22 protein-coding genes are annotated in these 21641 nt (G+C 52.8%); 7 read left to right on the top strand and 15 right to left on the bottom strand.

The window, feature by feature from the left end; all coding sequences use genetic code 11:
- Positions 1–12: 12 nt before the first annotated feature.
- Positions 13–1506 (top strand): MFS transporter, encoded by a 1494-nt coding sequence (locus OM794_RS10380; protein WP_088701548.1) that lies wholly within the window; start codon positions 13–15, stop codon positions 1504–1506.
- Between the two features lie 138 nt (positions 1507–1644).
- On the opposite strand, the gene OM794_RS10375 is transcribed toward OM794_RS10380, so the two are convergent.
- Positions 1645–2061 (bottom strand): MarR family winged helix-turn-helix transcriptional regulator, encoded by a 417-nt coding sequence (locus OM794_RS10375; RefSeq protein WP_088701549.1) that lies wholly within the window; start codon positions 2059–2061, stop codon positions 1645–1647.
- 129 nt (positions 2062–2190) lie between these two features.
- Between OM794_RS10375 and OM794_RS10370 the strand changes: the two genes are divergently transcribed.
- Complete coding sequence (locus OM794_RS10370) at positions 2191–2763, top strand: YIP1 family protein (protein ID WP_226249875.1); 573 nt, start codon at positions 2191–2193, stop codon at positions 2761–2763.
- Between the two features lie 11 nt (positions 2764–2774).
- Here OM794_RS10370 and OM794_RS10365 read toward each other — a convergent pair whose 3' ends face one another.
- The 6 genes from OM794_RS10365 to OM794_RS10340 form a co-directional block, all read right to left on the bottom strand.
- Positions 2775–3191 (bottom strand): DUF488 domain-containing protein, encoded by a 417-nt coding sequence (locus OM794_RS10365; RefSeq protein WP_226250040.1) that lies wholly within the window; start codon positions 3189–3191, stop codon positions 2775–2777.
- 401 nt (positions 3192–3592) lie between these two features.
- Positions 3593–4540, bottom strand: coding sequence for a pirin family protein (locus tag OM794_RS10360; protein ID WP_226249874.1), 948 nt, complete (start codon positions 4538–4540; stop codon positions 3593–3595).
- Positions 4541–4584: 44 nt separating this feature from the next.
- Positions 4585–4887, bottom strand: coding sequence for a GNAT family N-acetyltransferase (locus OM794_RS10355; RefSeq protein WP_226249873.1), 303 nt, complete (start codon positions 4885–4887; stop codon positions 4585–4587).
- Between the two features lie 116 nt (positions 4888–5003).
- Complete coding sequence (locus tag OM794_RS10350; protein ID WP_226249872.1) at positions 5004–6626, bottom strand: MFS transporter; 1623 nt, start codon at positions 6624–6626, stop codon at positions 5004–5006.
- 69 nt (positions 6627–6695) lie between these two features.
- Positions 6696–8591, bottom strand: coding sequence for an amidohydrolase (locus OM794_RS10345; RefSeq protein WP_226249871.1), 1896 nt, complete (start codon positions 8589–8591; stop codon positions 6696–6698).
- A 183-nt stretch (positions 8592–8774) separates the two neighbouring features.
- The gene (locus tag OM794_RS10340; RefSeq protein WP_226249870.1) at positions 8775–9461 is read right to left on the bottom strand and encodes a hydrolase; all 687 of its coding nucleotides are present in this window, start codon (positions 9459–9461) and stop codon (positions 8775–8777) included.
- 295 nt (positions 9462–9756) lie between these two features.
- Between OM794_RS10340 and OM794_RS10335 the strand changes: the two genes are divergently transcribed.
- The 5 genes from OM794_RS10335 to OM794_RS10315 all read left to right on the top strand — a co-directional run bounded on the left by OM794_RS10335 (position 9757) and on the right by OM794_RS10315 (position 13072).
- Positions 9757–10059 (top strand): ArsR/SmtB family transcription factor, encoded by a 303-nt coding sequence (locus OM794_RS10335; protein ID WP_226249869.1) that lies wholly within the window; start codon positions 9757–9759, stop codon positions 10057–10059.
- Positions 10060–10218: 159 nt separating this feature from the next.
- Positions 10219–10455: a hypothetical protein gene (locus OM794_RS10330; RefSeq protein ID WP_226249868.1), complete on the top strand. Its 237-nt coding sequence runs from the start codon at positions 10219–10221 to the stop codon at positions 10453–10455.
- A gap of 239 nt (positions 10456–10694) precedes the next feature.
- On the top strand, positions 10695–11669 hold the full coding sequence (locus tag OM794_RS10325) for a zinc-dependent alcohol dehydrogenase family protein (protein ID WP_226249867.1): 975 nt from the start codon (positions 10695–10697) through the stop codon (positions 11667–11669).
- Positions 11670–11712: 43 nt separating this feature from the next.
- A complete protein-coding gene (locus OM794_RS10320; protein WP_226249866.1) occupies positions 11713–12018 on the top strand; it encodes an antibiotic biosynthesis monooxygenase family protein in 306 nt (101 codons plus the stop codon).
- A 112-nt stretch (positions 12019–12130) separates the two neighbouring features.
- Positions 12131–13072 (top strand): LLM class oxidoreductase, encoded by a 942-nt coding sequence (locus OM794_RS10315; RefSeq protein WP_226249865.1) that lies wholly within the window; start codon positions 12131–12133, stop codon positions 13070–13072.
- 44 nt (positions 13073–13116) lie between these two features.
- Here OM794_RS10315 and OM794_RS23370 read toward each other — a convergent pair whose 3' ends face one another.
- The 8 genes from OM794_RS23370 to OM794_RS10280 all read right to left on the bottom strand — a co-directional run bounded on the left by OM794_RS23370 (position 13117) and on the right by OM794_RS10280 (position 21619).
- Positions 13117–13239, bottom strand: a complete 123-nt coding sequence (locus tag OM794_RS23370) for a hypothetical protein (protein WP_413229676.1) — start codon at positions 13237–13239, stop codon at positions 13117–13119.
- A 125-nt stretch (positions 13240–13364) separates the two neighbouring features.
- Positions 13365–13985, bottom strand: coding sequence for a helix-turn-helix domain-containing protein (locus OM794_RS10310; RefSeq protein ID WP_226249864.1), 621 nt, complete (start codon positions 13983–13985; stop codon positions 13365–13367).
- Positions 13986–14661: 676 nt separating this feature from the next.
- Positions 14662–14838, bottom strand: coding sequence for a hypothetical protein (locus OM794_RS10305; RefSeq protein WP_226249863.1), 177 nt, complete (start codon positions 14836–14838; stop codon positions 14662–14664).
- A gap of 146 nt (positions 14839–14984) precedes the next feature.
- The gene (locus tag OM794_RS10300) at positions 14985–15161 is read right to left on the bottom strand and encodes a hypothetical protein (protein WP_226249862.1); all 177 of its coding nucleotides are present in this window, start codon (positions 15159–15161) and stop codon (positions 14985–14987) included.
- A 370-nt stretch (positions 15162–15531) separates the two neighbouring features.
- Positions 15532–17316: a sigma-54-dependent Fis family transcriptional regulator gene (locus tag OM794_RS10295; protein ID WP_265154571.1), complete on the bottom strand. Its 1785-nt coding sequence runs from the start codon at positions 17314–17316 to the stop codon at positions 15532–15534.
- Positions 17317–17418: 102 nt separating this feature from the next.
- The gene (locus OM794_RS10290; protein ID WP_051430432.1) at positions 17419–18027 is read right to left on the bottom strand and encodes a helix-turn-helix domain-containing protein; all 609 of its coding nucleotides are present in this window, start codon (positions 18025–18027) and stop codon (positions 17419–17421) included.
- Between the two features lie 153 nt (positions 18028–18180).
- Positions 18181–18585 carry a nuclear transport factor 2 family protein gene (locus tag OM794_RS10285; RefSeq protein WP_226249860.1) on the bottom strand — a complete coding sequence of 135 codons (405 nt, stop codon included), beginning with the start codon at positions 18583–18585 and terminating at the stop codon, positions 18181–18183.
- A gap of 124 nt (positions 18586–18709) precedes the next feature.
- Entirely contained in the window at positions 18710–21619 is a 2910-nt protein-coding gene (locus tag OM794_RS10280) for an ATP-binding protein (RefSeq protein WP_226249859.1), read from the bottom strand.
- Positions 21620–21641: the final 22 nt, after the last annotated feature.

Raw genomic sequence — 21641 nt, 5'->3', positions numbered from 1 at the left:
GACGATACGACCATGAAAGTTTCCGCTGTATTCAAGTTTCGCAGCCCCGAGATTCGGGCCTTGCACCTGACCTGGATTGCCTTTTTTATTACCTTTTACGTGTGGTTCAACATGGCGCCGCTCGCTTCGAGCATGCTCAAGAGCGTCGACTGGCTGACCACGGATGATCTCAAGCTGTTCGCCATCTGCAACGTCGCCTTGACCATTCCCGCCCGCATCATCGTTGGCATGGCATTGGATCGGTTCGGCCCGCGACGGGTGTTCTCGGTGCTCATGGTCACTATGGCGCTACCGGCGTTGGCGTTTGCATTCGGTAACAGCATGACGCAGCTGCTGGTGGCGCGCCTGGTACTGAGTTCGATTGGGGCCAGCTTCGTGGTGGGTATCCACATGACGGCGCTGTGGTTCAAGCCTAAGGACATCGGTTTCGCCGAAGGCTTCTACGCTGGCTGGGGTAACTTCGGCTCCGCCGTGGCGGCCATGTCGCTGCCAACTATCGCCCTGAGCATGTATGGCGGCCCCGATGGCTGGCGCTGGGCAATCGCGCAAAGTGCTATTGTTATGGCCGCTTACGGTGTTTACTACTGGTTCGCGATTACCGATGGTCCGGATGCCCAGGCTCACCGGAAGCCACGCAAATCCGCTGCCATGGAAGTGAGCTCCTGGGGCGATATGATCAAGCTGATTATCTGGACGGTTCCACTAGTCGGTGTACTCGCTATCCTGGTTTGGCGTATTCAGTATATGGGCTATTTATCCGTCACCGGTGCTGTCGTCGCTTACCTGGTCATCGTAGCGATCGTTATTTATCAGATCGTACAGATTCTGCGGGTCAACCTGCCCATCCTGCGCAAGGGAGTACCCGAGGATGATAAATACTCATTTAACAGCGTGGCCGCGCTTAACAGCACTTACTTTGCCAACTTCGGTGCGGAACTGGCTGTGGTATCGATGCTGCCCATGTTCTTTGAGGAGACCTGGGGCCTGAATGCGGCTACAGCCGGTCTGATCGCTGCATCGTTCGCGTTCGTCAATCTGGTGGCGCGCCCCATGGGCGGCATGGTTTCCGACCGCATGGGTAACCGGCGTTTTGTGATGCTGTGCTACATGTTTGGCATTAGCGTTGGGTTCTTGCTGATGGCCATGCTCAATTCGAGTTGGCCACTCATTCTGGCCATTGCGGTGACCATCGGCACCTCGATTTTCGTACAAGGGGCTGAGGGGGCAACCTTTGGTATCATTCCCTCCATCAAGCGCCGTATCACCGGCCAGATATCCGGCATGGCTGGCGCCTACGGTAATGTGGGCGCGGTGGTCTATCTAACCATCTTTACGTTTGTCACACCTTCGCAGTTCTTCTACATCATCGCCACTGGCGCTTTCATTAGCTGGTTGATCTGTTTGGTATGGCTCAAGGAGCCAGAAGGCGCTTTTGACGACGAGTACTATGTTTCTTCAGTCGATAGAGATATCGAAGAGCAGGCACTGCAGAGTGCTAAGCGCTAATCGTTAGAGTTCTCGGAAATTCTAGGCACTGTCCAAGATCCAGACAGTGCCTTTAAAAGCCAAAATAGTGACCTTCAGAGCGCACTTAATTAGGAGTCGTGATGTATATTGGCTATATTCAACTTCTTAAGCTCTGCATTAAGTGGACTTATTCCAACCAGGAAATGGCGTCTCTTCCTGCAAATGACGCAACTCAGGTTGATGAGCTTCAGCGATTTGCGTTACCCGGTTCACGCCCTCTTCCAATAAATGCACTTCTATTTGGCGGCGATCCTCACGCCCTTGCCGCCGCACAACCAATGATAGCTGCTCACAGCGATCAACTAGCGCCACCACCCCATGATGTTTTGATTGAAGCCGTTCCGCTAGCTCCCCCACCGTCGCCCAGTCTCTTCCATGGAAACCACGAAGATGTAGCAATAGTTGATACTGCAAGGGCGTCAGCCCATAGCGGCGACAGATATCTTCACTATGGCGAAGAAAGCAACGCAACCGGTAACGAAATTGCGACAGCCTTTCAAAGTCGCTTTTATCAAGTGTTTGGGGGTTATTCATTTTTCATTTCTCTTAGCCACATATTCAACTATCACGTATTGGCCCATTAAATTAATAGCGCCTTTAAAAAACAATATCACACCATGATACAATATGCCATTGAGCTTATCCCTCTAGGAGGAGGCTGAAATGAGAGCACTCACTTTGCTTAAATTACCCTTCAACCATCGTGAAAGCTGGAAAGAGCTACAGGCTTCCTCCCCCTCCATTCCTTTACTAGCGTGGCTGGTGGTGTTACCCATGTCGCTCTTGCCGCCAGTAATGCTCTATTATGCGGGCACCCATTACGGCGATGCATTTATGGCGGGCTTTGCTGACCGAGAGTGGCGTTTTATCACGACAATTATTTTCCTAGCAGAGATATTGAGTTTTTTCGTTATCGGCTGGGTAATCTACGCTGTAGTCAATGGAACTGAAGAGCTATCTATCAGCTATCAAGATGCCTATTTACTCGCTGTGCTTGTACCACTACCGTTATTCATTTCATCGTTGGCACTTTTGGCACCCAACCTTTTGTTCAACGTAGTGGTGATACTCACTGCGCTGAGCATCTCTTGCAGCTTGATTTATCACGGCTTACAAGCACTGTGTACGTGTACGCATCGAGACTTTGATGTGGCGACTATCTCGGCCACTTACACGATTATGGCAGCCAGTGCTTTAGGTTGGGGGATTCTATTTGCTGTTATCTGGGCTTATTAAGCCAATTCAGCTTAATGATGCGAAATGGGCAATATGTGCGCCAGACAGGGTGAAGAGCACAATTCTCGGTCACTCGCGTCTTCCTCTTCCAGCGCTGATAGCGTCAACCTTTTGATTACGGGAAGGTGTGAATCCTCAATTTGACGCGCTGTCGTTAGTAAAGTAAGCCGCCCCATTCGTGCGCACCTCATTAAAGGCAGCAGCTTATCGGGGCATGCCTTCAGCTCACGACTGTATCGCTCAAGAAACAGCGGCGTACTGATTTCATGCTGTTGATATTGACGATGTAGTTGAGACCCGGGGGCTATCTCCGGGCACCACTCGCTCAACGCTAGCGAGTGGTGCGGCACCCCGTTAGGCCATAGCCGATCAACCAAGACGCGCGCACCGTCGTACTCCTCTATCGGCGCATATATACGCTTAAGCATGATTTCATAGGGCATTGTTTATATACCTCAGCCAGCGAGCTCATGGCTCCAGCGAGTTCATCCATATCGGTATTAACATAGCAGTAAATTTAGCCAGGTTGATAGCTGTAGGCATCCACTCAACTTATTACCGGGCAACGGACATCGTTACGATGACAAGAAACTCACGGGCAAGCACTGGGTTGCAAATAATGAACATACCAAGATTCTTGTGTTCGACGTTCATAACGAACATGCAATACTTGCTGCCGACCATTTAAAATGAACATCAAATGGGAGATCAGTTAGTCAACTGAAGATTTCAACAAATTTCTTTTAATGACGTGACCACCAGATATCGTTTTTGATGTAAAAAATAAAGTCAGCTAGCCACCCCTTGGGCAGCTAGCTTTTTTGCGGTTTTATTTACCGGGCTGCCCTGGAAAAGGGATAAATTCAGCATCGTCTCCCGGAGGAAGGCGAAAGCGGCCATGTTCAAAATCGCCCTCTATCCATGCTTGCTTAGCGGCCTCCAGCTTTTCCTGGGAAGAAGCAACGAAATTCCAGGAGATATACCGTGGGCCATTCAGTGTTTCACCGCCCAGTAGCATCAGCCGAGTGCCGGTTTCACCCGCCACCACCGTGATCGGGTCGCCTGGCCGGAACACCATCATGCGGCCAGCCTCGAAGGTCTCGCCTGCAATGATGACGCTACCGGACATGACATAAATGCCACGATCCTCATGATTATCCGGCAAGGGTAGTTTTGCCCCTGGCTGCAGTATCGCATCCGCATAGAACATTTCAGAGAAGGTCTTTACCGGGGCCCGCTCTCCCCAGGCCGTGCCCAGGATCAAACGCACTTCCTTACCCTCTCCCTCCAACACTGGCAGCGTCTCCTCGGCATGATGTTCGAAGCTGGCAGGCTGGTCTTCGTAAGCTTCGGGAAGCGCTACCCACGTCTGTATCCCCAACACCGAGTGCTTGTTCTGACGAGTGATAGCACTGGTGCGCTCCGAATGGGTGACTCCATTGCCCGCCACCATCCAATTAACCGCGCCAGGATGAATCATTTGGTTGGTGCCCAGGCTATCGCGGTGCTGGAACTCCCCTTGGTATAGATACGTAACAGTGGCAAGCCCAATATGGGGATGTGGGCGAACATCAATGCCTTCATCCTTAAGAAATTCAACGGGCCCCATCTGATCAAAAAAAATGAATGGCCCCACCATCTGCCGCTTCGGGGCAGGCAGTGCACGGCGCACTTCAAAACCACCCAAATCCCGAGCGCGGGGAACAATCAGTGTCTCTATATCATTCAAACTGCCGGCGGATGGGCACTTTGGCTCTAAATCAGGCATCCAACTCATAGGTTTTCTCCAGAAGTGAAAGATAGGAACATGTGGTAAGCAGCTTACAAAAGCACATCGTGCCACTCTGAGTGTCGCGCAAACTGTGCCTTTGCAAATGGACATAACGGCATGATTTTTTTGCCCGAGGAGCGAACGTCTTCCACTGCTTTTGCGACTAACGCAAAACCCACTTTTTGTCCGCGCATAGCATCAGGCACTTCAGTACTATCAATGATAATCATCGAATCACCTGCTTTCGAATAAGTCATCACTGCTTTAGCCCCATTGAGTTCAACCAGATAGCGTCCCTTGGTATCGCTGGTTTCATGCTCAATGGTAAACGAGGCTTTAGATACATCAGACATCGCACTCTCCTTTTTGTATTACCGGGTAAACAGCTCAGCATTTGTCTCTAAAGTACTTAAGAGTATGACTACACGTCGTACTTAGTCTTTTGAAACCCAGTCTTTCGAATAAACTCTTATGCTCGACCTTCATGTGGATGATTGAACGTCAGAAAATGGCGCACGACCGGACCTTCCTCCCCTTGGTGGAAACGCAGTACTTCCTCTTGGATATCGGCGGCTGATTTAGACACGCGCTTATGTTGACGCAGATGCTCGGCCCAGGATTCAACCTGGAACCACTCCAGCATCAAGCTGGGATCGGCGGAATCCTCGGTAATGCCCCACGCATAGGCGCCATCGCGCCGTCTTTCAGCCGAGAGCCTAGCCATTATTTTCAGAAAAGCTGAACGATCTTCGAGGGCTACCCGGTACTCTATCTGGATAAGCACCGGTCTGCGGTCATACTCGACGGGTGTGGCCGTTAGCGGCTCGGGCCAGTGATTTGACGGCATCAAGTCTAATTCGCCTTTGGGCAACTTGATACGGTGTGCAATACATCCGATCGCTGCTAGCCCGACCGCGCCAGATAGTAACGCCAACGGTACGCCAATCCCTTGAGCGACTATCCCCCATGCCAAACTGCCTGCGGCCATGGCGCCATTAAATACAGTCAGGTATACCGCCAAAGAGCGGCCACGTACCCAATTGGGGAGGATTGCCTGGGCGACGCCGTTAAGCGTCGTCAACGCTGTAATCCAAGCGGCACCAAGGATCAATAGAGAGGACACGGCGAGCCATTTGGGCGGCGCCAGGCATAGCAAAGCCATGACGGACGAAGTGACCAATGCCGACGTTAGAAGCAGGCCGTCAGGGCTAAGGTACATACGCAAGCGAGGCATAATAACAGCCCCTGCGATTGCCCCCAGACCAACTGCACCAAGCAATATGCCATAGAAGCTTGGGCCGCCTTCCAGTAACTGACGTGCGACTAGCGGCAGTAGTGCCCAGACTGAGCTGGCCATAGCAAAGAAGAGAAAGGTGCGCAGCAGGACAATATGCAGCTCACGACTGGCGCGGGCGTAACGGAGCCCTGCACGGAAAGCGCCTGGGAAGCGTTCGGATAGTGCATCCCGTTGCGTTGCTGGTCGTTTCCACCACATCAGCGCAGCAATGACAACGACATAGCTCAGAACGTCTACTCCATAGGTAAACGCTGCTCCCATGCTGGCCAGCAACAGCCCACCCAAAGCGGGACCTACGGCACGGGCAATGTTGATCCCCAGCGAGTTGAGTCCCACTGCGTTCTTGAAGTCTTTCTTGTCTACCAGCTCGGGGACGATGGCCTGCCAAGTGGGCCCCATCAGCGCAACGCCTACCCCACCGATAAACGTAAGTACTATCAGTGAAGTAACAGAATGCTGATCAATAATCGATAGAATGACGAGGCAAACGCTAACACTGGCAAGCAGAAGCTGAACGCAAATCAGCAATTTACGTCGGTCGAGCATATCGGAAAGCACACCGGCCGGAATCGCCAAAAGAAAAACCGGCAGAGCAGCGGCAGCCTGCACCATAGCGACGGCCGCTGGCGAAGAGGATAGATCAGTCACCAGCCAGGCACTGGTCACATCACGCACGAAACTGCCAATGCTGCCGATAATGGTTGCCGCCCAGAGCACGGCGAATAAGGTCTGCCGTAACGGAGCAAAAGCACTGTCCGGAGATGCTGGAATAGGAGTGGATTGGGCCTCACTCATGTCTCTAGCTCCTGCATCCCAATGGGTCTTTGCGCCAACGAAACGTACGTATGCATTGGTTTTTCTCCTTTACACGGCCCAGCAGGAGCAGCCGAGAGCCCCGAAGAAACCTTTCAGATCCGACGTCGGCGCGTTGGATGACCAGGCCCGGGCATGATCATGACCATGTAGACCACAGGCGCTAGCACAGCCACAGCTGGCCATCGCTTGGGCGTGCAACGGTGCCAAAGAGTTTTTACCCTCCCCTTCGGGCTCGCCCCAGGCACCGTAGCCTTTGAAGGTACGCGTCGGCGACCAGTCAGGCATGGCAGGCGGCAGTGGGTTGTCGTCCAGGGGCGCAAAATCATTATCACCATACACAACGCGCCCACCCACTACCGTCAGGTCGGAAGTCAGGAAGGAGATCTCATCGTCAGCCACGCTAAAGAAGTCCCTGCTCGGTACGATAAAGTCAGCGAACTGGCCGGCCTCAATGCGCCCCCGCTTGCCCTCCTCGTTGGAGAACCAGGCCACCTTCTCGGTCCACATGCGCAGCGCCGTTTCGCGGTCGAGCAGGTTATCGCGCGGATACAAGCCAAGACCGCCGACCGTTTTGCCGGTGATCATCCACGACAACGACACCCAGGGGTTATACGAGGCGACTCGCGTAGCATCAGTTCCCGCGGAGACGTTAACGCCCTTCTCGAGCATGCGTTTGACAGGCGGTGTCGCCTCGGCAGCGCGGGCGCCATAACGTTCGACAAAATATTCACCCTGGTAGGCCATGCGGTGCTGCACTGCGATGCCGCCACCCAGTGCCGCGATACGGTCAATGGATTTATCGGAGATGGTCTCGGCGTGGTCAAAGAACCAATTGATACCGTCCAGAGGAATGTCCTGGTTAACCTTCTCGAATACATCCAGCGCGCGAGTAATGGTTTCGTCGTAGGTGGCGTGCAACCGCCAGGGCCACTTGTTCTGTGCCAGCACACGCACGACCTCTTCCAGCTCGCCTTCCATTTCGGGTGGCATGTCGGGGCGCTCGACACGGAAATCCTCGAAGTCGGCCGCCGAGTACACCAACATCTCACCGGCGCCGTTGTGGCGGAAATAGTCATCGCCCTGCTTATACGTCACGCTGGACGTCCAGTTTAGAAAGTCTTCCTTTTCCTCCTTCGGTTTCTGAGTAAACAGGTTGTAGGCGATGCGAACGGTAATCTGCCCTTCATCGGAAAGCTTCTGAATGACTTCGTAGTCTTCTGGGTAATTCTGGAAGCCGCCACCCGCATCGATTACGCCGGTCACGCCAAGGCGATTCAGCTCGCGCATAAAGTGGCGAGTGGAGTTGACCTGGTAGTCGAACGGTAGTTTAGGGCCCTTGGCGAGCGTGGAGTAGAGAACCATCGCGTTGGGTGTGGCCAGCAGTAGGCCGGTGGGGTTGCCGTTAGCATCGCGAGTGATCTGCCCCCCAGGCGGTTCGGGTGTATTTCTGGTATAGCCAGCGGCGCGCAAGGCAGCACCATTCAGTAACGCACGGTCATACAGGTGCATCAGGAACACGGGGGTGTCAGGGGCGATCGCGTTAATTTCTGCAAGGGTCGGCAGGCGTTTTTCAATGAACTGGTGCTCGGTAAAACCGCCAATCACGCGCACCCATTGTGGTGCGGGGGTGATGTCGACTTGGCGCTTGAGCATATTCATTGCGTCGGCCAGCGAGCGTACGCCGTCCCAGCGCAGCTCGAGGTTGTAGTTCAAGCCACCGCGCACCACGTGGGTATGGTTGTCGAACAAGCCAGGCAGTACGCTACGCCGCTGGAGATCGATGACCTGGGTATCTGGGCTGGCCAAGGCCAGGATCTCCTGATCCAAGCCGACGGCCAGGAACCTGCCATTTTTGATTGCGACAGCAGTAGCGTTAGGGTTCGCCCTATCAAGCGTTGTGATCTGGCCATTATGAAAGATAAGGTCGGGAGCAGAATCGGACATTGTGGATACTCCTTTGTTAAGGGGTGCTGTAGAGGTGCTAGGCTCTGATCCACTGCACGATTACCAGCAAGAGTGTTATCGCCGTCTTAGCACCACGTGCGTGTTGGCACGATGCGCCCCACCGCTGGGTGCAAACGTCACGTAATATTGGAATTAGGGCGGCCACAGCCGCCCCATAACGACCTAAATCTCAGCGTGAACGGGAGCCAGTGTAGGGCCATGCTCTACTCGTTCGTCGGCCTTGTGCACCATGGTGTAGGCGTAATCAACCCCCATGCCATAAGCACCGGAATGCTCTTTCACCACCGCCATCACCGCGTCATAGGTATCGCGGTTTTTCCAGTCACGCTGCCACTCCAGCAATACTTGTTGCCATGTCACCGGCACCACCCCCGCCTGGATCATCCGCTGCATCGCGAAATCGTGGGCCGCCTGGCTGGTACCGCCGGAAGCGTCAGCTACCATATAGATTTCGTACCCGGCATCGTGCATCGCCGAGAGCGCGAAAGTGGTATTGCAGACTTCCGTCCAAAGACCCGAAACGATGACTTTATTTCGCCCATTGTCCTTGAGTGCATCGCGAACTTTCTGGTCATCCCAGGAGTTCATCGATGTGCGTTCGAGGATGGGCGCATCAGGAAATACTCCCAGCAGTTCGGGATAGGTATGACCCGAAAAGCTTTCGGTTTCGACGGTGGTAATGATCGTTGGGATGCCGAACACTTTCGCGGCCTTGGCCAAACCAACGACATTGTTCTTCAGTGCTTGGCGGTCAATTGATTGCACACCGAACGCCATCTGCGGCTGTTGATCGATAAAGATCAACTGTGAATTGCTGGGCGTGAGGACTTCAAGCTTGGGGTTCTGCATTGGGCTCACCTTTGATAGATGTGATGGATGTCATGAAACGGCCATTCACTATCGCAAGCCACCCTCACTTATTATTGGACAACAATCTTTGCATGGGACAATTGTGTGATCTGCGCTACCCAAACAGCATTCGTACAGCGCGGAATTGTCAACTACAGATAAGCAGCGTGAAGCTGGAATACAAGCCCCCTTCACGAAGCTTGCGAATTCTAGAGTTCGCCACGGATTTTGGCTGACGATAAATAGCGGCAATTTATTTTATTGACATATCGGTAAATTTCGATATCATTGAGTTATGGAATTGATCGAAATATTCAAAGCTCTCTCAAATCGCACGCGTCTTGAAATCCTCAAGGGTTTGAAAGATCCCGTGAAGAGCTTCCCTCCACAGGATGAAGGGGACGTTCATACGGTAGGCGTCTGCGTCAGTAGCATTCAAGAAGGCGTCGGACTGTCCCAGTCAACGGTGTCTAATTATCTTGCAACTCTGCAACGAGCGGGCCTGGTCAAAGTCCAGCGAATCGGGCAGTGGACATACTACAAGCGCAATGAGGAAGCCATCAGTGCTCTTGCTGACATCATCAGGGAAGAGCTGTAATTATTTATTCGTATACATCGATAATTCTAGATATCTATTTTTGAAGAAAAAAGAGAGGATTCGATATGAAATGAGATCACAGGATTAAGATGTGTTTTTTATTTACCACATTAAATCGAGAATTTTCGATATTCCATTATCCAGAAACGAGGATTCACAATGAAAGCGCTGATACTTAAATTATTTGGTGGCCCGGAATCGTTCGAAATTAGCGAGGTGCCCAAGCCAGTACCACAGGCAGAACAAGTGCAGGTGCACGCAACCTCCATCAATTCGCTAGATTACCAGGCGCAACGTGGCGACTATCCCGGCCTAGTACCACTTCAGCCATTACCGGGCATGACGTATTCAGAATGGTCTTTCGGTTCCGCTCATCGCACCCTCATCCAAACCTAAGACAGTCATCCAATAATAAGCGGCGGCGTTCAGGGACAGTGATCAGGTGGGGAGATTTATCGCCGACGCTCGTTAATTGGCAAATAAGACTTACTCATAACAGAGAAATCGATCATGGCTTTCCGTCATGACCTGGTGCCACTTCTCCACCTTGAAGACTCAGCACTCATTCTTGTCGACCAGCAACCCGAACCATCGAAAAATCACGATATTCCATTATGCAAAAACGAGGATCCACAATGAAAGCATTAATACTTAAATCATTTGGCGGCCCGGAAGCGTTCGAGCTTAGTGAGGTACCCAAACCAGTGCCGCAGACAGGACAAGTACTGGTACGAGTTCATGCAACCTCTATCAACCCGCTGGATTACCAGGTGCGTCGTGGCGACTATCCTGATCTGGTGCCACTGCCCGCCATTACCGGACATGACGTGTCCGGCGTTGTCGAAGCAGTCGGGCCGGGGGTGACGAGTTTCCTGCCAGGCGACGAAGTCTGGTACACCCCGCAGATTTTTGATGGCCCTGGCAGCTATGCCGAGTACCACGTTGCAGCCGAGAGTATCATCGGGAAGAAGCCGCCCCTGCTGAGTCATCTCGAAGCAGCCAGCCTAACCCTAGTAGGTGGGACGGTGTGGGAAGCGTTGGTCGTGCGTGCTGGGCTCAGAGTGGGGGAAAGCATCCTTGTGCACGGCGGTGCGGGTGGCGTCGGTCATGTGGCGATTCAGGTGGCAAAAGCCATGGGTGCCAGGGTGTTCACCACCGTGCGCGAAGCTAATTTTGAGTTCGCCCGGAGTTTGGGTGCCGATGTGGTCATCGACTACGGCAAAGAGGATTACGTTGACGCCATCCTGCGGGAAACCGATGGCCACGGTGTCGATGTGGTGTTCGATACCATTGGCGGCAATACATTGTCGCGCAGCCCCGACGCACTCGCGCAACTTGGCCGCGTGGTCTCGATTGTGGACATTGCCCAGCCACAAAACCTCGTGGAGGCCTGGGGTAAGAACGCCAGTTATCACTTCGTTTTCACCCGACAAAACCGCGGCAAACTTGATGAGCTGAGCGCATTGATAGCACGTGGACAGTTGCGGCCCCATGTAGGCGCGGTGTACTCACTTGCTGACATTCCTGCCGCCCATGCCCTACTGGAGACCCCCAACAACGGCCTCCGGGGAAAAATCGCCATTGCCGTCGAGCCATCGCTCGTCTCTTAAGTACGAAGATTTAACCGTTGAAATCAATTTGAGGGAATGTCTCATGGTTTATGAAATCGCTTTGCTGCCCGTTCACAAAGAGCAGATTGAACAGTTCAGGCGTGCCTTTGCCGAGGTCGCACCTTTGCTCACCCGTGCCAAGGGTTATGGCGGCCACATGCTTGCGCAAGGGATAGAAACCCCGCAGGTATTCAACCTGATAGTAAGGTGGGCGTCACTTGAGGATCACACGCCGGGCTTCGAGGCGAGTGAAGACCATCGGATGTTCATGATGGGGTTAGAGGAATATTTTTCGGAAGAACCCAAGGTCTACCATATCGAGGGGCCGCCCGGTGAAAGCTGCTTCTAACATTATCCATGTTCCAGCACGCCGAAATTTTTTAAAACTTCCATCATGAACCTTTTAGGGCATTTCCCCTTATGCAATTTCAACTTAGATGACTTCTATCGGGAGCTCTCGAATGACTGACTTCTCTAACCATCGTGGTTATTCTACGATGTTCAAAGAGGAAAAATTGACCCTCGGGCTTTTCTTCGCTATTGAATCTTATTCGGGCTCCGTCCCCGAGATGAACATCGAACAACAAATCAATACGGCCAAAATGGCAGAGTCATCTGGATTTTCTGCCCTTTTCTTTAGAGACGTTTTCCTGAACGTTCCTTCATTTGGTGATGCTGGCCATATCTATGATCCCTGGGTATTCATGGGTTATGTAATGGCACACACATCCCGTATAGCGCTTGCAACGGGCAGCATTGTCAGCACTCTTCGTCATCCACTGCATATTGCAAAGGCGGCGGCGTCAGCTGATCGTCTATCCGGTCAGCGCTTGATACTAGGTCTAGCAACGGGTGACAGGCCCTCAGAGTTTTCGGCATTTCAGACAGCCATCGATACTCGCAGCGAGCTCTTTCGCGAGACGCTTGCAGTGTCTCGCCAGGTTTGGAAGGAAGACTTCCCTACCATTTCGACTGAGCGCGTAGACATGTCGGGCGGTAATTTATTGCCCAAGCCGATATTGAATGACATACCTGTGTTGGTCACTGGCAATTCGCGACAGTCGGTGGAATGGATCGCGCAAAACGGAGATGGTTGGCTCTATTATCCTCAACATGTAGACCAACAAGCACGGACGATCCGGACATGGCGGTCACTTACCGAGGACTTCAAGCCATTTTCACAATCTTTGTATGTCGATCTTTCTGAAGACCCCGATGAACCCTCAACGCCCATTCACCTCGGCATCCGAACGGGTTACCGCTCCCTGATTGATTACCTCAATGCCCTGCAAGAGATTGGTGTGAACCATGTCGCGCTAAACCTTAAATATGGTAAACGACCTGCACACGAGGTGGTGCAGGAAATTGGTGAATGTGTGGTTCCCCACTTTTCAGCACACTGAACTGTCAAGACACACCAAATCGCTCAGACTCGCAGGCTTGCGGTCTACGGTGCGCTTTTCAACGCCCTGGTACTCAGCATTGCATTGCTGCCCTGGCGAGTTACATCGCCTGCGTAGTACACCTGATCGCCAGGCTTGAACAATGAGAAGCCCTCCCCGGACGCCACAACTTCTCCGACAGCGTCCCACCCCAGCACCTGGCCTGTTTCCACTGCTGCCCGTTGACGCACCCGCCTTAATCAGCCGTCACTGCTGTATAAAGGACAAAGGCAGATTCACCACCCTGTGCAAATCATAATGTACTGCTGAATTGAGCAGTTTGAGCGATTGAAGAATCAGGTAAGGCTGCCTGCAACCGGGCTTTGGGTGCATGCAGTTTTCGCCACTTTTGCGGAGCCAGGCCTGTTTCGCGTTTAAAGACACGGCAAAAATGTGACTGATCGCAAAATCCGTGCCTAAGCGCAATTTCACACAAGGAGCGCCCCGAACACAGCATGTCTTGCCTTGCAGCCTCCACTCGCGTGGCAGCGACGTACGTTAGCGGAGTGACGCCCGTTGTTTGTTTAAACGCATGTGAAAAGTGACTGGCGCTCAAACCTAGCAACGATGCAAGTTCGGTTGTCCTTATACAATGGTCGATATGCTCACTTATGAATGTGTCTACACGTGATACCTGCCAGCGTGCCAGCCCTCCCCTATGCGTATACGTCGAAGGCTCGCTTTGATTATCGACCGCCACCAAGGCAATCGCCTGATTAAGATAAGTCGAAGCAATATCAGGATCACTATGAATGGTCTGCTCTGTTTCCATCAGCAACGTCAACAGTTGTTTCGCCTGCTTTACAAGCTCAGGACGACTGGATGGCGCTTTCTCACCGTCGCCGGGAGTAACGAAAAATTCAGGCCTGCTCATAAAGTTCTCCAGATTATTTAATCTTGCTAGATGAGACCGGCATGCCTTGCGATAACTACCGCTTGCAGAATCGCATAGGCAACCAAGCACATGCCGCTGAGGGTTGGTGTGTACAAAGCGACTGATAACATCTAGGCAACGACTATGCCGCTGGAGCGATCTATATAAAAAAGATATATTTATCAGATAGATATATTTTTTCACTTATGCAAAATAGTTCGAGTCCAGGGGGTCGCTATGGGAGGCTGAATTGATCATATGATAAAGCGATGGAGGAGCATTGCGGATTTGATCAATACCACTGTGGTGCTTTCCCTGTCTTTGGGAAGAGCGCGTCTTGTACTATGGTTTCGTTACTGTCGGTCAGGATGACGCTGCGTTTGATCACATTCACTAATTCGCGGACATTTCCGGCTCAGGTGTAATGGAGACACAGAGTATCGTCACATGAACTTCGCTTTGCGAGTACGACGTCTGAAACAAGCGTTATTACAATAATTCAAGCGGCTTTAAAAGCTTTTATTATCAACACTTATTTCTTTAAAGCAGTTTGTTATTTTCGGCAAAACAACACACGTGATTGAGTCAGTCTAAAGACGGCAAGGCGCCGGACAGGCCTAAGAGTACTAAACCTGCCCGACATCACTGGCTACAACCAATCTATATATCAACATTTTTAAGGGTTTCTATCGGTCAAATCGGACGGTGAAAAGTATTTTTTCTCACTATATTGTTGCGCCGAAGTTGATTCAGGAGAAATAACCTGACCACCTTTCCCCGAACCTCGCTCTGCGAGTGCCATGCCTGAAGCAAGTGTTAATGCGATGATTAAAGCTGCGTTTAACATTTTCATGATTGACTCTTGCTACTTAATAGTTGTTGCTTTATTTTTATAAAGCAACAATGTTTTAATAAGTTCGTGCTTGGAAGGTTGACGGGCAGATCTAAGACCTAGTTCTGCCCGGGATTACAACGCCTTCCCCATGCACCTAGGGTCGTTTAGGAATTGATAGCAAGCAATTCAGACGGTGAAACGTTCCTAACTTCACTGTCGTGTTGCGTAGAAGTTGATTCGGGAGAAATAATCCGGTTATCTTCACCCGAACCTCGCTCCGCGAGTGCTACGCCTGAAGAAAGTGTTAATGCAATGATTAAAGCTGCGTATAACATTTTCATGATAGAAACTCCTTTCGATGAGTAATGGTTGATCCGACAACTAATGTTGTTCGGTGATAAGTATTCTGCCTCCTATGTTAGGACTATTGGTGATCAGTAGTCTTGATAAAATGATCAATAGTATTAATTGATCTCCAGGGTGGCTGCTTTACTAATCTGTAACCAAACACATCCGCTGAGTGTTGTTCTGTAGAAAGCAACTGATAATCTAAGAGCAACAGCTATGCCACTTGAGAAACTTATATTAAAAATATATAGATATCAGCTTGATACACTTACCACTGGTGGGGTCTGGATAACGTCCAGAGCTTTGCTGTGGGAGGCTGGATTGATGATATGGTGAAGCGATAGCAGTGCGTTGCGGCTTTGGTTAATGCGCGGTGGTGCTTATGGCAGACCGGCCACAATTCTCCGGGAGCCGCCTGAAAGGAAGCTGATTGAAATCAGTCAGCCCCCCCGTCGTTGAGGATGCCAATTTTTTCAGACGGTAAGCCAGTGCAGGTCGGCTCAGGCCGAGCATACGAGCGGCTTGAGAAACATTTTGTTGAGCAAGCTCCATCGCGCGTCGCATCAGCTGTTCTTCCACAGCTTCCAGGCTCACGTTCCTTTCGAAGATCTGCTTTACCCAATCGGCGGTGCTTTCCATGTCTGTGGGCTGTACCAGCTCACCGTCGGCGTTGAGACGATCACCGTGCGGATCGCTTGTCTTGGGGAAGACCGCGAAGAGTGCCTCTTGTACTATAGTTTCATTGTTGTTGGTGAGGATGACACCGCGTTCAAGTACATTCTCCAGTTCGCGGATATTTCCGGGCCAGGTGTAATGGAGACACAGTTCCAGCGCCTTATCTGATAAACCTAGCGTACGCTTGTGGTACTGCAGATGAAACTTGCTTAGAAAGTGCTCGACCAGCAGCGGCAGATCCTCAAGCCTTTCGCGCAGGGGAGGAACCTGCACAGGAAACACATTCAAGCGGTAGTAAAGATCCGCGCGAAACCGGCCCGCCTCGACAGCGTCGGCGAGGCTCTCATTGGTGGCAGCAATTACTCGCACATCGATCTTTCGGGTCCGTGAATCTCCCACTCTTTCAAGCTCACTCTCTTGCAATACCCGTAGCAGGGTCGCCTGCGCTCTGGGCGTCAGTTCTACCACTTCATCCAGAAAAATGGTTCCGCCACTGGCACGCTCGAAGCGCCCTGGGCGGGTCTGATTTGCGCCGGTATATGCGCCTTTCTCGACACCAAACAATTCAGCCTCAATTAGCTCCGGCGGAATAGCGGCACAGTTCAACGCGACGAAAGCTTGCTCGGCGCGCTCGCTGCGAAGATGCACGCTCCGTGCGATGACCTCTTTGCCGACGCCGGTTTCTCCCAACAGCAGAACCGACACCTTGCCCTGGGCTGCCTTGTCGATCATCTTGCATACATCCCTATAAGCAGGGGATTGCCCAATACCGTAGAACTGACCTTCTTGCTTCTTCAGGTTCGTGCGCAGTGAGCTGATCTGTGACTGAAGATCATACAGCTCCTCAATGATTGGATCGGCTTGAAAGTAGCGCTTAAAATCTGCGGCGTTCTCCCATTCCTCAGCCGGTTTTCCAATAATGATGCAGCGCTCATCGCCACACCCGCGACAGCTCGTTTCCTGGATGATGATTTCGCGGTTCATGAACGAAGAGCTGTACGCACACGCGTAGCCCACCAGGGACCAGCAAACAGGATCTTCCATCAGGCCCAGCTCGGTCTGGCAGGCCTCGACCTCGAAGGAATCGATCCATTCAAGCTCGCAGTAGAAGTGGCCAGCCTCCTGATCTACCTCTAACTGGATCGGCTTCGCATTGACCATGCCTTTCAAGGAGTGCAGCTGCGGTCCAACTAGAAACATCTCAAATTCCGGACTGTTTGGCCTGAGCTTGCGGGCCATTTCCGCGTCCTTTAGTCCAGATTGGTAGCCAAGGCGCAGGAAAAATCCTTTGGCGCGTTCGATACCGAGACTATTGACGAGCTCACGGCGAAAATTAGCCATCGCCGACACCTGCATCAGCAGCATACGCTGCTCGCCGAACCAGATCTTACCTTCTGTGCTTTGAAAGCGAACCTGCTCGCTCAAATCCTGATAGTCGGGATACTTGAGCTCCGGTTTGTAGCTGATAGCCATGAAAGAGGTCTCAATTATGTTTTTTGGGAAGGTGCCATGCCTGTCTTGCGATGAGATAGGTCATGCAACAACAGCCGTTGATTGACCTTTAACATTTATGATTCACAGTCTGATAACGGGTTCGCTAGGAAACACCGCTTTGAACTTCGGGTCGGTTAACGACCCGCTGACATATTCCCGCCGCCATTGACCCGGCGTTGTACCCACGAACTGCCGGAACAAGCGCGTGAGGTGGGACTGATCACACAGCCCACAATCGAGTGCGATGAGACAAAGGGGGTCATTGGTCATCAGCATCATCTGCTGTGCGTGCTCGACGCGCCGGCGTGCGATATAGACGAACGGAGCTTGGCCGAATGTTGCCTTGAAGGTTCGAAAGAAATGTCCAGGACTCATTCCTGTGAGCGCGATGAGATCAGTACTCCTTATAGGCTTGTCTATATTCTCATCGATATAAGCTATCAGACGTTTCGCCTGCCAACGCGGTATTTTACCGCGGAATGCGCCCTCGGCTTTAGGTCTGACGTCTCGTTCCAGGCTGGCGGCCAATAACGCCGTCGCGCGGGATATACATGCTTGCGCAGCCTGATGATCAAGCTCAACCTTGGATTGCGCCACAGTGAGCAACTCCAACAAAGTCGCTGCCAACGCAACCTCAATCTGCCGGCTCTGTTCACGAGCATCGGTGACCAACCCTGCATTACTGCTCATGGGGTTTCCTCCGCTTGTGATCGTTTGAGGCTTTCGATCCACATGCTGAAGATAATTAAACGAATACGCCCACATGCTAAGTAAGAAGGTGAAAAACTCTGTAAAAGCAGGAAGCTTTATCGCGCAGACAGTTTCGTACAAAGCCTAGCGCCTCTACCCTGAGCTGCGAAAAGATGCATCGAAAGAAGAGGTGCCCGAACGATCTCGCAGAATGATCAATTGCACTATCTTGTCTTCGGAGAGAGTAAAATAGAGCAGAACTTCCAGTGGATCGGGCAACCCACGCTTATCGAAATTTCCGTCGGCGTAGGCCGCGACAACAAAGTGGCCGTAGTGCGGGAGGCAATGAGTTGTGCGAAGTGATAGCTGCTGCCCGATAACATCGCGCTCGGCCCACTCGCTTAGTTCAGCCAGCCCGCGCCATTGTTGTAGCTGATCGTTAACAATCGAGTCCTCCGCGAAGGCTTCAAGAAGGCGGAACAGGTCACCGGCATTCGTTGCTTCGATGAACTGCGCGACTATTGGAGGAAGAATCGAACCGCTTGTGTGAGTGGCCAAGCAAACACCTCCTGCAAGGCGTGAACGCCCTCGAATTATTTTCTTTTATTCTCCGAGGTCACAGGCTGGAGCGCTTGTAAATTGGTGTGAAACCGCGTAACAGACGAATGGTCTGGCTTCTAGGTCAATCACTGGTGCGGCACCCCGATGCCCTCGCGGCCGGACACCAGGCTTCGATCAACTGTTTGGCGGTTCTGAGATCGCGCGTTTCGTGTCCTTCCGTAAAGCGGTCGTAAACCTCCGCCAAGATCGCGTAGGCCTCCTCAGCCCGCTCCTCGTTTGTGAGCAGTGCGCCCAAAGCCATGGCGGAGCGCAACTCCAGACTGAGTGCGCCTTGACTATTTGCAAGCGCCATCGAATGCCGCAACATCTCCTCAGCCGCTTTTGCATCCAGCCGACCGGAAACAGTCCCGATCTGCGCGCGCGTGCGCAATAGCTCGGGCATGTCAAATGATTCATCTCGCGCCTCGGCTTGTTCCAGTGCCGCGGTGATCATTGCTTCCGCTTCCATAATATCCCCGCATTCGAACAACGCTTCGGACAATGATCGGCTCAGCGTCGTCGTGAACATAAAAAGTTTCTCCGCATACAGGTTGTCAAGCGCATCGCAAAGCCTGCCTGCCGCCGTCCGCAGCTCTCCCTTGAGCAAAGCCAGTTCGCCTGAGAGCGCGAGGCCTAAAGCCGCTCTCGGACCAAACGAATAACGACTGAAGTGCTGGTTGAGACGGCTCACCAGCGCTTCCGCTTCCTCTATATCTCCCCTCCACAGAAACACCGGGGAGGCGTATAGCAATACGATGAGCATGCTTACCGGTTGCTCTGTCTGCTCAGCTTCCTCAATTGCTTGATACGCAACTTGGGCGGCGCGATCCGGGGTACCGCTCAACCAGAGCGTACGTGCCAGGACGGTGAGCGCACGGATCTGATGTCCGAAGCCAAGCAGGTCGACCTTTAACGTGCCATGCACCGCAGCTTGCTTGAAGCCCTTTTCGATGTGCTGTAGAGCGCGCGTCTGATTACCGACCAAGTGATACGCTGCCCCAAGCATCCACTCAGACATGACGATACCTGCGGGAAAACCGACCCTGCATGCTAGTTCTATACTGCGCTGACTTACCTCGACCGCCTCACGGAAGTGGCCGATGTGGCACATGAAGATATGCTGTCCTGCGAGCAGTCTGAGTTCGCGTTCGGGGTCGTTCAAGGTTCGCGCAAGGCGCAGCCCTTGCTCGATCGGGATACGGACTTCATCTCCATTGCGGCGAGTGAATAGTGCGGAGATCGCCAGCGCTTCCTGCAGGATGAGGTGTGTCGTCGAGCTTTCACGGGCACCCAGTCGCAATAGCGCGGCTTGACACCAGCGATGGCACTCGTCCAGCAGCGATAATTCCAATAAGTACGGTGCAGCGAGCGCTGCTAAACGAACGCCCAACTCGCCCTCACCTGCCTCGGAGAATGCCCATGAAAGCGCAGTGCGCATGTTGCCGACCTGAATCAGATCACGACCCATGGCCCGCCGCCCATTCTGACGCTCATTATTACGGTTGAATTGGGCAATGAGATACTCGGCAAGCTTGCGTGAGACGTCGTTAACCTCGCCCGATTCCGCAAATTTTGCCGACGCGTAAGTGCGCGTCGTATCCAGGAGGCGCAGATAGCTCGATCCGTTGAGTATCGATGGCGACAGCAGTGACTTATCGCTGAGGCTTGCGATTACTGCTGTCACTTCGGCCTCCGTAAGGACAGTGTCCGCTGCGATCCAATGCGCCGCTTCCATTTGGCATGGACCCACAAACACGGATAACCGATACAGCACGCGGCGCTCACTCTCGGATAGCAGGTTGTAACTCCAATCAAGCATCGCCTGGAGCGTCTTATGTCGGGGAAGCGCGCTGCGCCTGCCCTGCCAGAGAAGGTTGAAGCGGCTGTTGATCAATTCCGCGGTTCCACGCAGGCCATGCGAGCGCACCCGACCAGCTGCCCATTCGATTGCCAGGGCAATGCCATCCGTTTTTCGGCAGATCTCGGCGACGAGCGGAACCATCTCATCCGTCAGCGTCTCCTGCACCCCGCTTGCCGCCACTCGATCCATGAAAAGCTCGACGGCGGGAAACGACATCGCAGTGGAGGCTGTCATCCCCTCAATGACCGGGGGAACATCGAGCGCTGGAAGAATGTGGACGTGTTCACCCTCAACACGCAATAACTCGCGACTGGTCGCAAGCAAGTGGGTTTGAGGCGCGGATGTATAAAGCCATTCCGCGAGAAGCGCAATCTCGTCGATAAGGTGCTCGCAATTGTCCAATACGAGCAACGCTCTTCGGGCGCCAAAAAACGCCAGGATGCTCGGCTTGGGATCTTGCACTTGCACCTTTAGGCCAAGCACGGAAGCAATCGCGCTAGGAACAAGCGAGGCGTCGCTGACCGAGACAAGGTCGACGTAGTACACGGCGCCGTTAAAAGCTTCGAGCATCGTGTGTGCCACGGAGATAGCGACAGTTGTCTTACCCATTCCCCCCGGACCGATGATGCTCACGAATCGATGTTTGGTGAGCATCTCGCCCACTGCGCGGACTGAAGCATCGCGCCCAATGAGCCGTCCGAGACGCTCTGGCAATGAGTGTTCCGAGACCGATACGGGTGGCTGATTGCCGGAGCGAGGGTCGGGAGATCGGATGGTCTCGAATTTCCCGGGCGAAGCCTCGACCCGCGCTCGCGTTAAGGGTGCGACGAAACTGTACCCGCGGCCGGGGAGGTTGACGATGTAGCGTGTGCCTTCCTTGCCCTCACCCAGGCATTTGCGCAGGCTGGCGATATTGACGCGCAGGTTGGCCTCGTCGACTACCAACCCCGCCCAGGCACGCGCCATCAATTCCCGCCGGGAAAGCACTTCTCCAGGCCGCTCAACCAACGCAATCAGCAGGTCGAGCGAGCGACTGCCGATTTTGACGGCCTCCCCCTTCCTCTCCAGCATCCGCCCCGCCACGTGCAGACGAAACGAACCAAATTCGACAATCTCGTCAATCTTCGGCACGCAAGTCCTCGATGGTGGTGAT

Origin of the sequence: Halomonas sp. BDJS001 (genome assembly GCF_026104355.1) — a bacterium.
Lineage (GTDB): Bacteria > Pseudomonadota > Gammaproteobacteria > Pseudomonadales > Halomonadaceae > Vreelandella.
The sequence above is the reverse complement of the archived record's forward strand: the minus strand, read 5'-3'. Positions and strand labels throughout refer to the sequence as shown.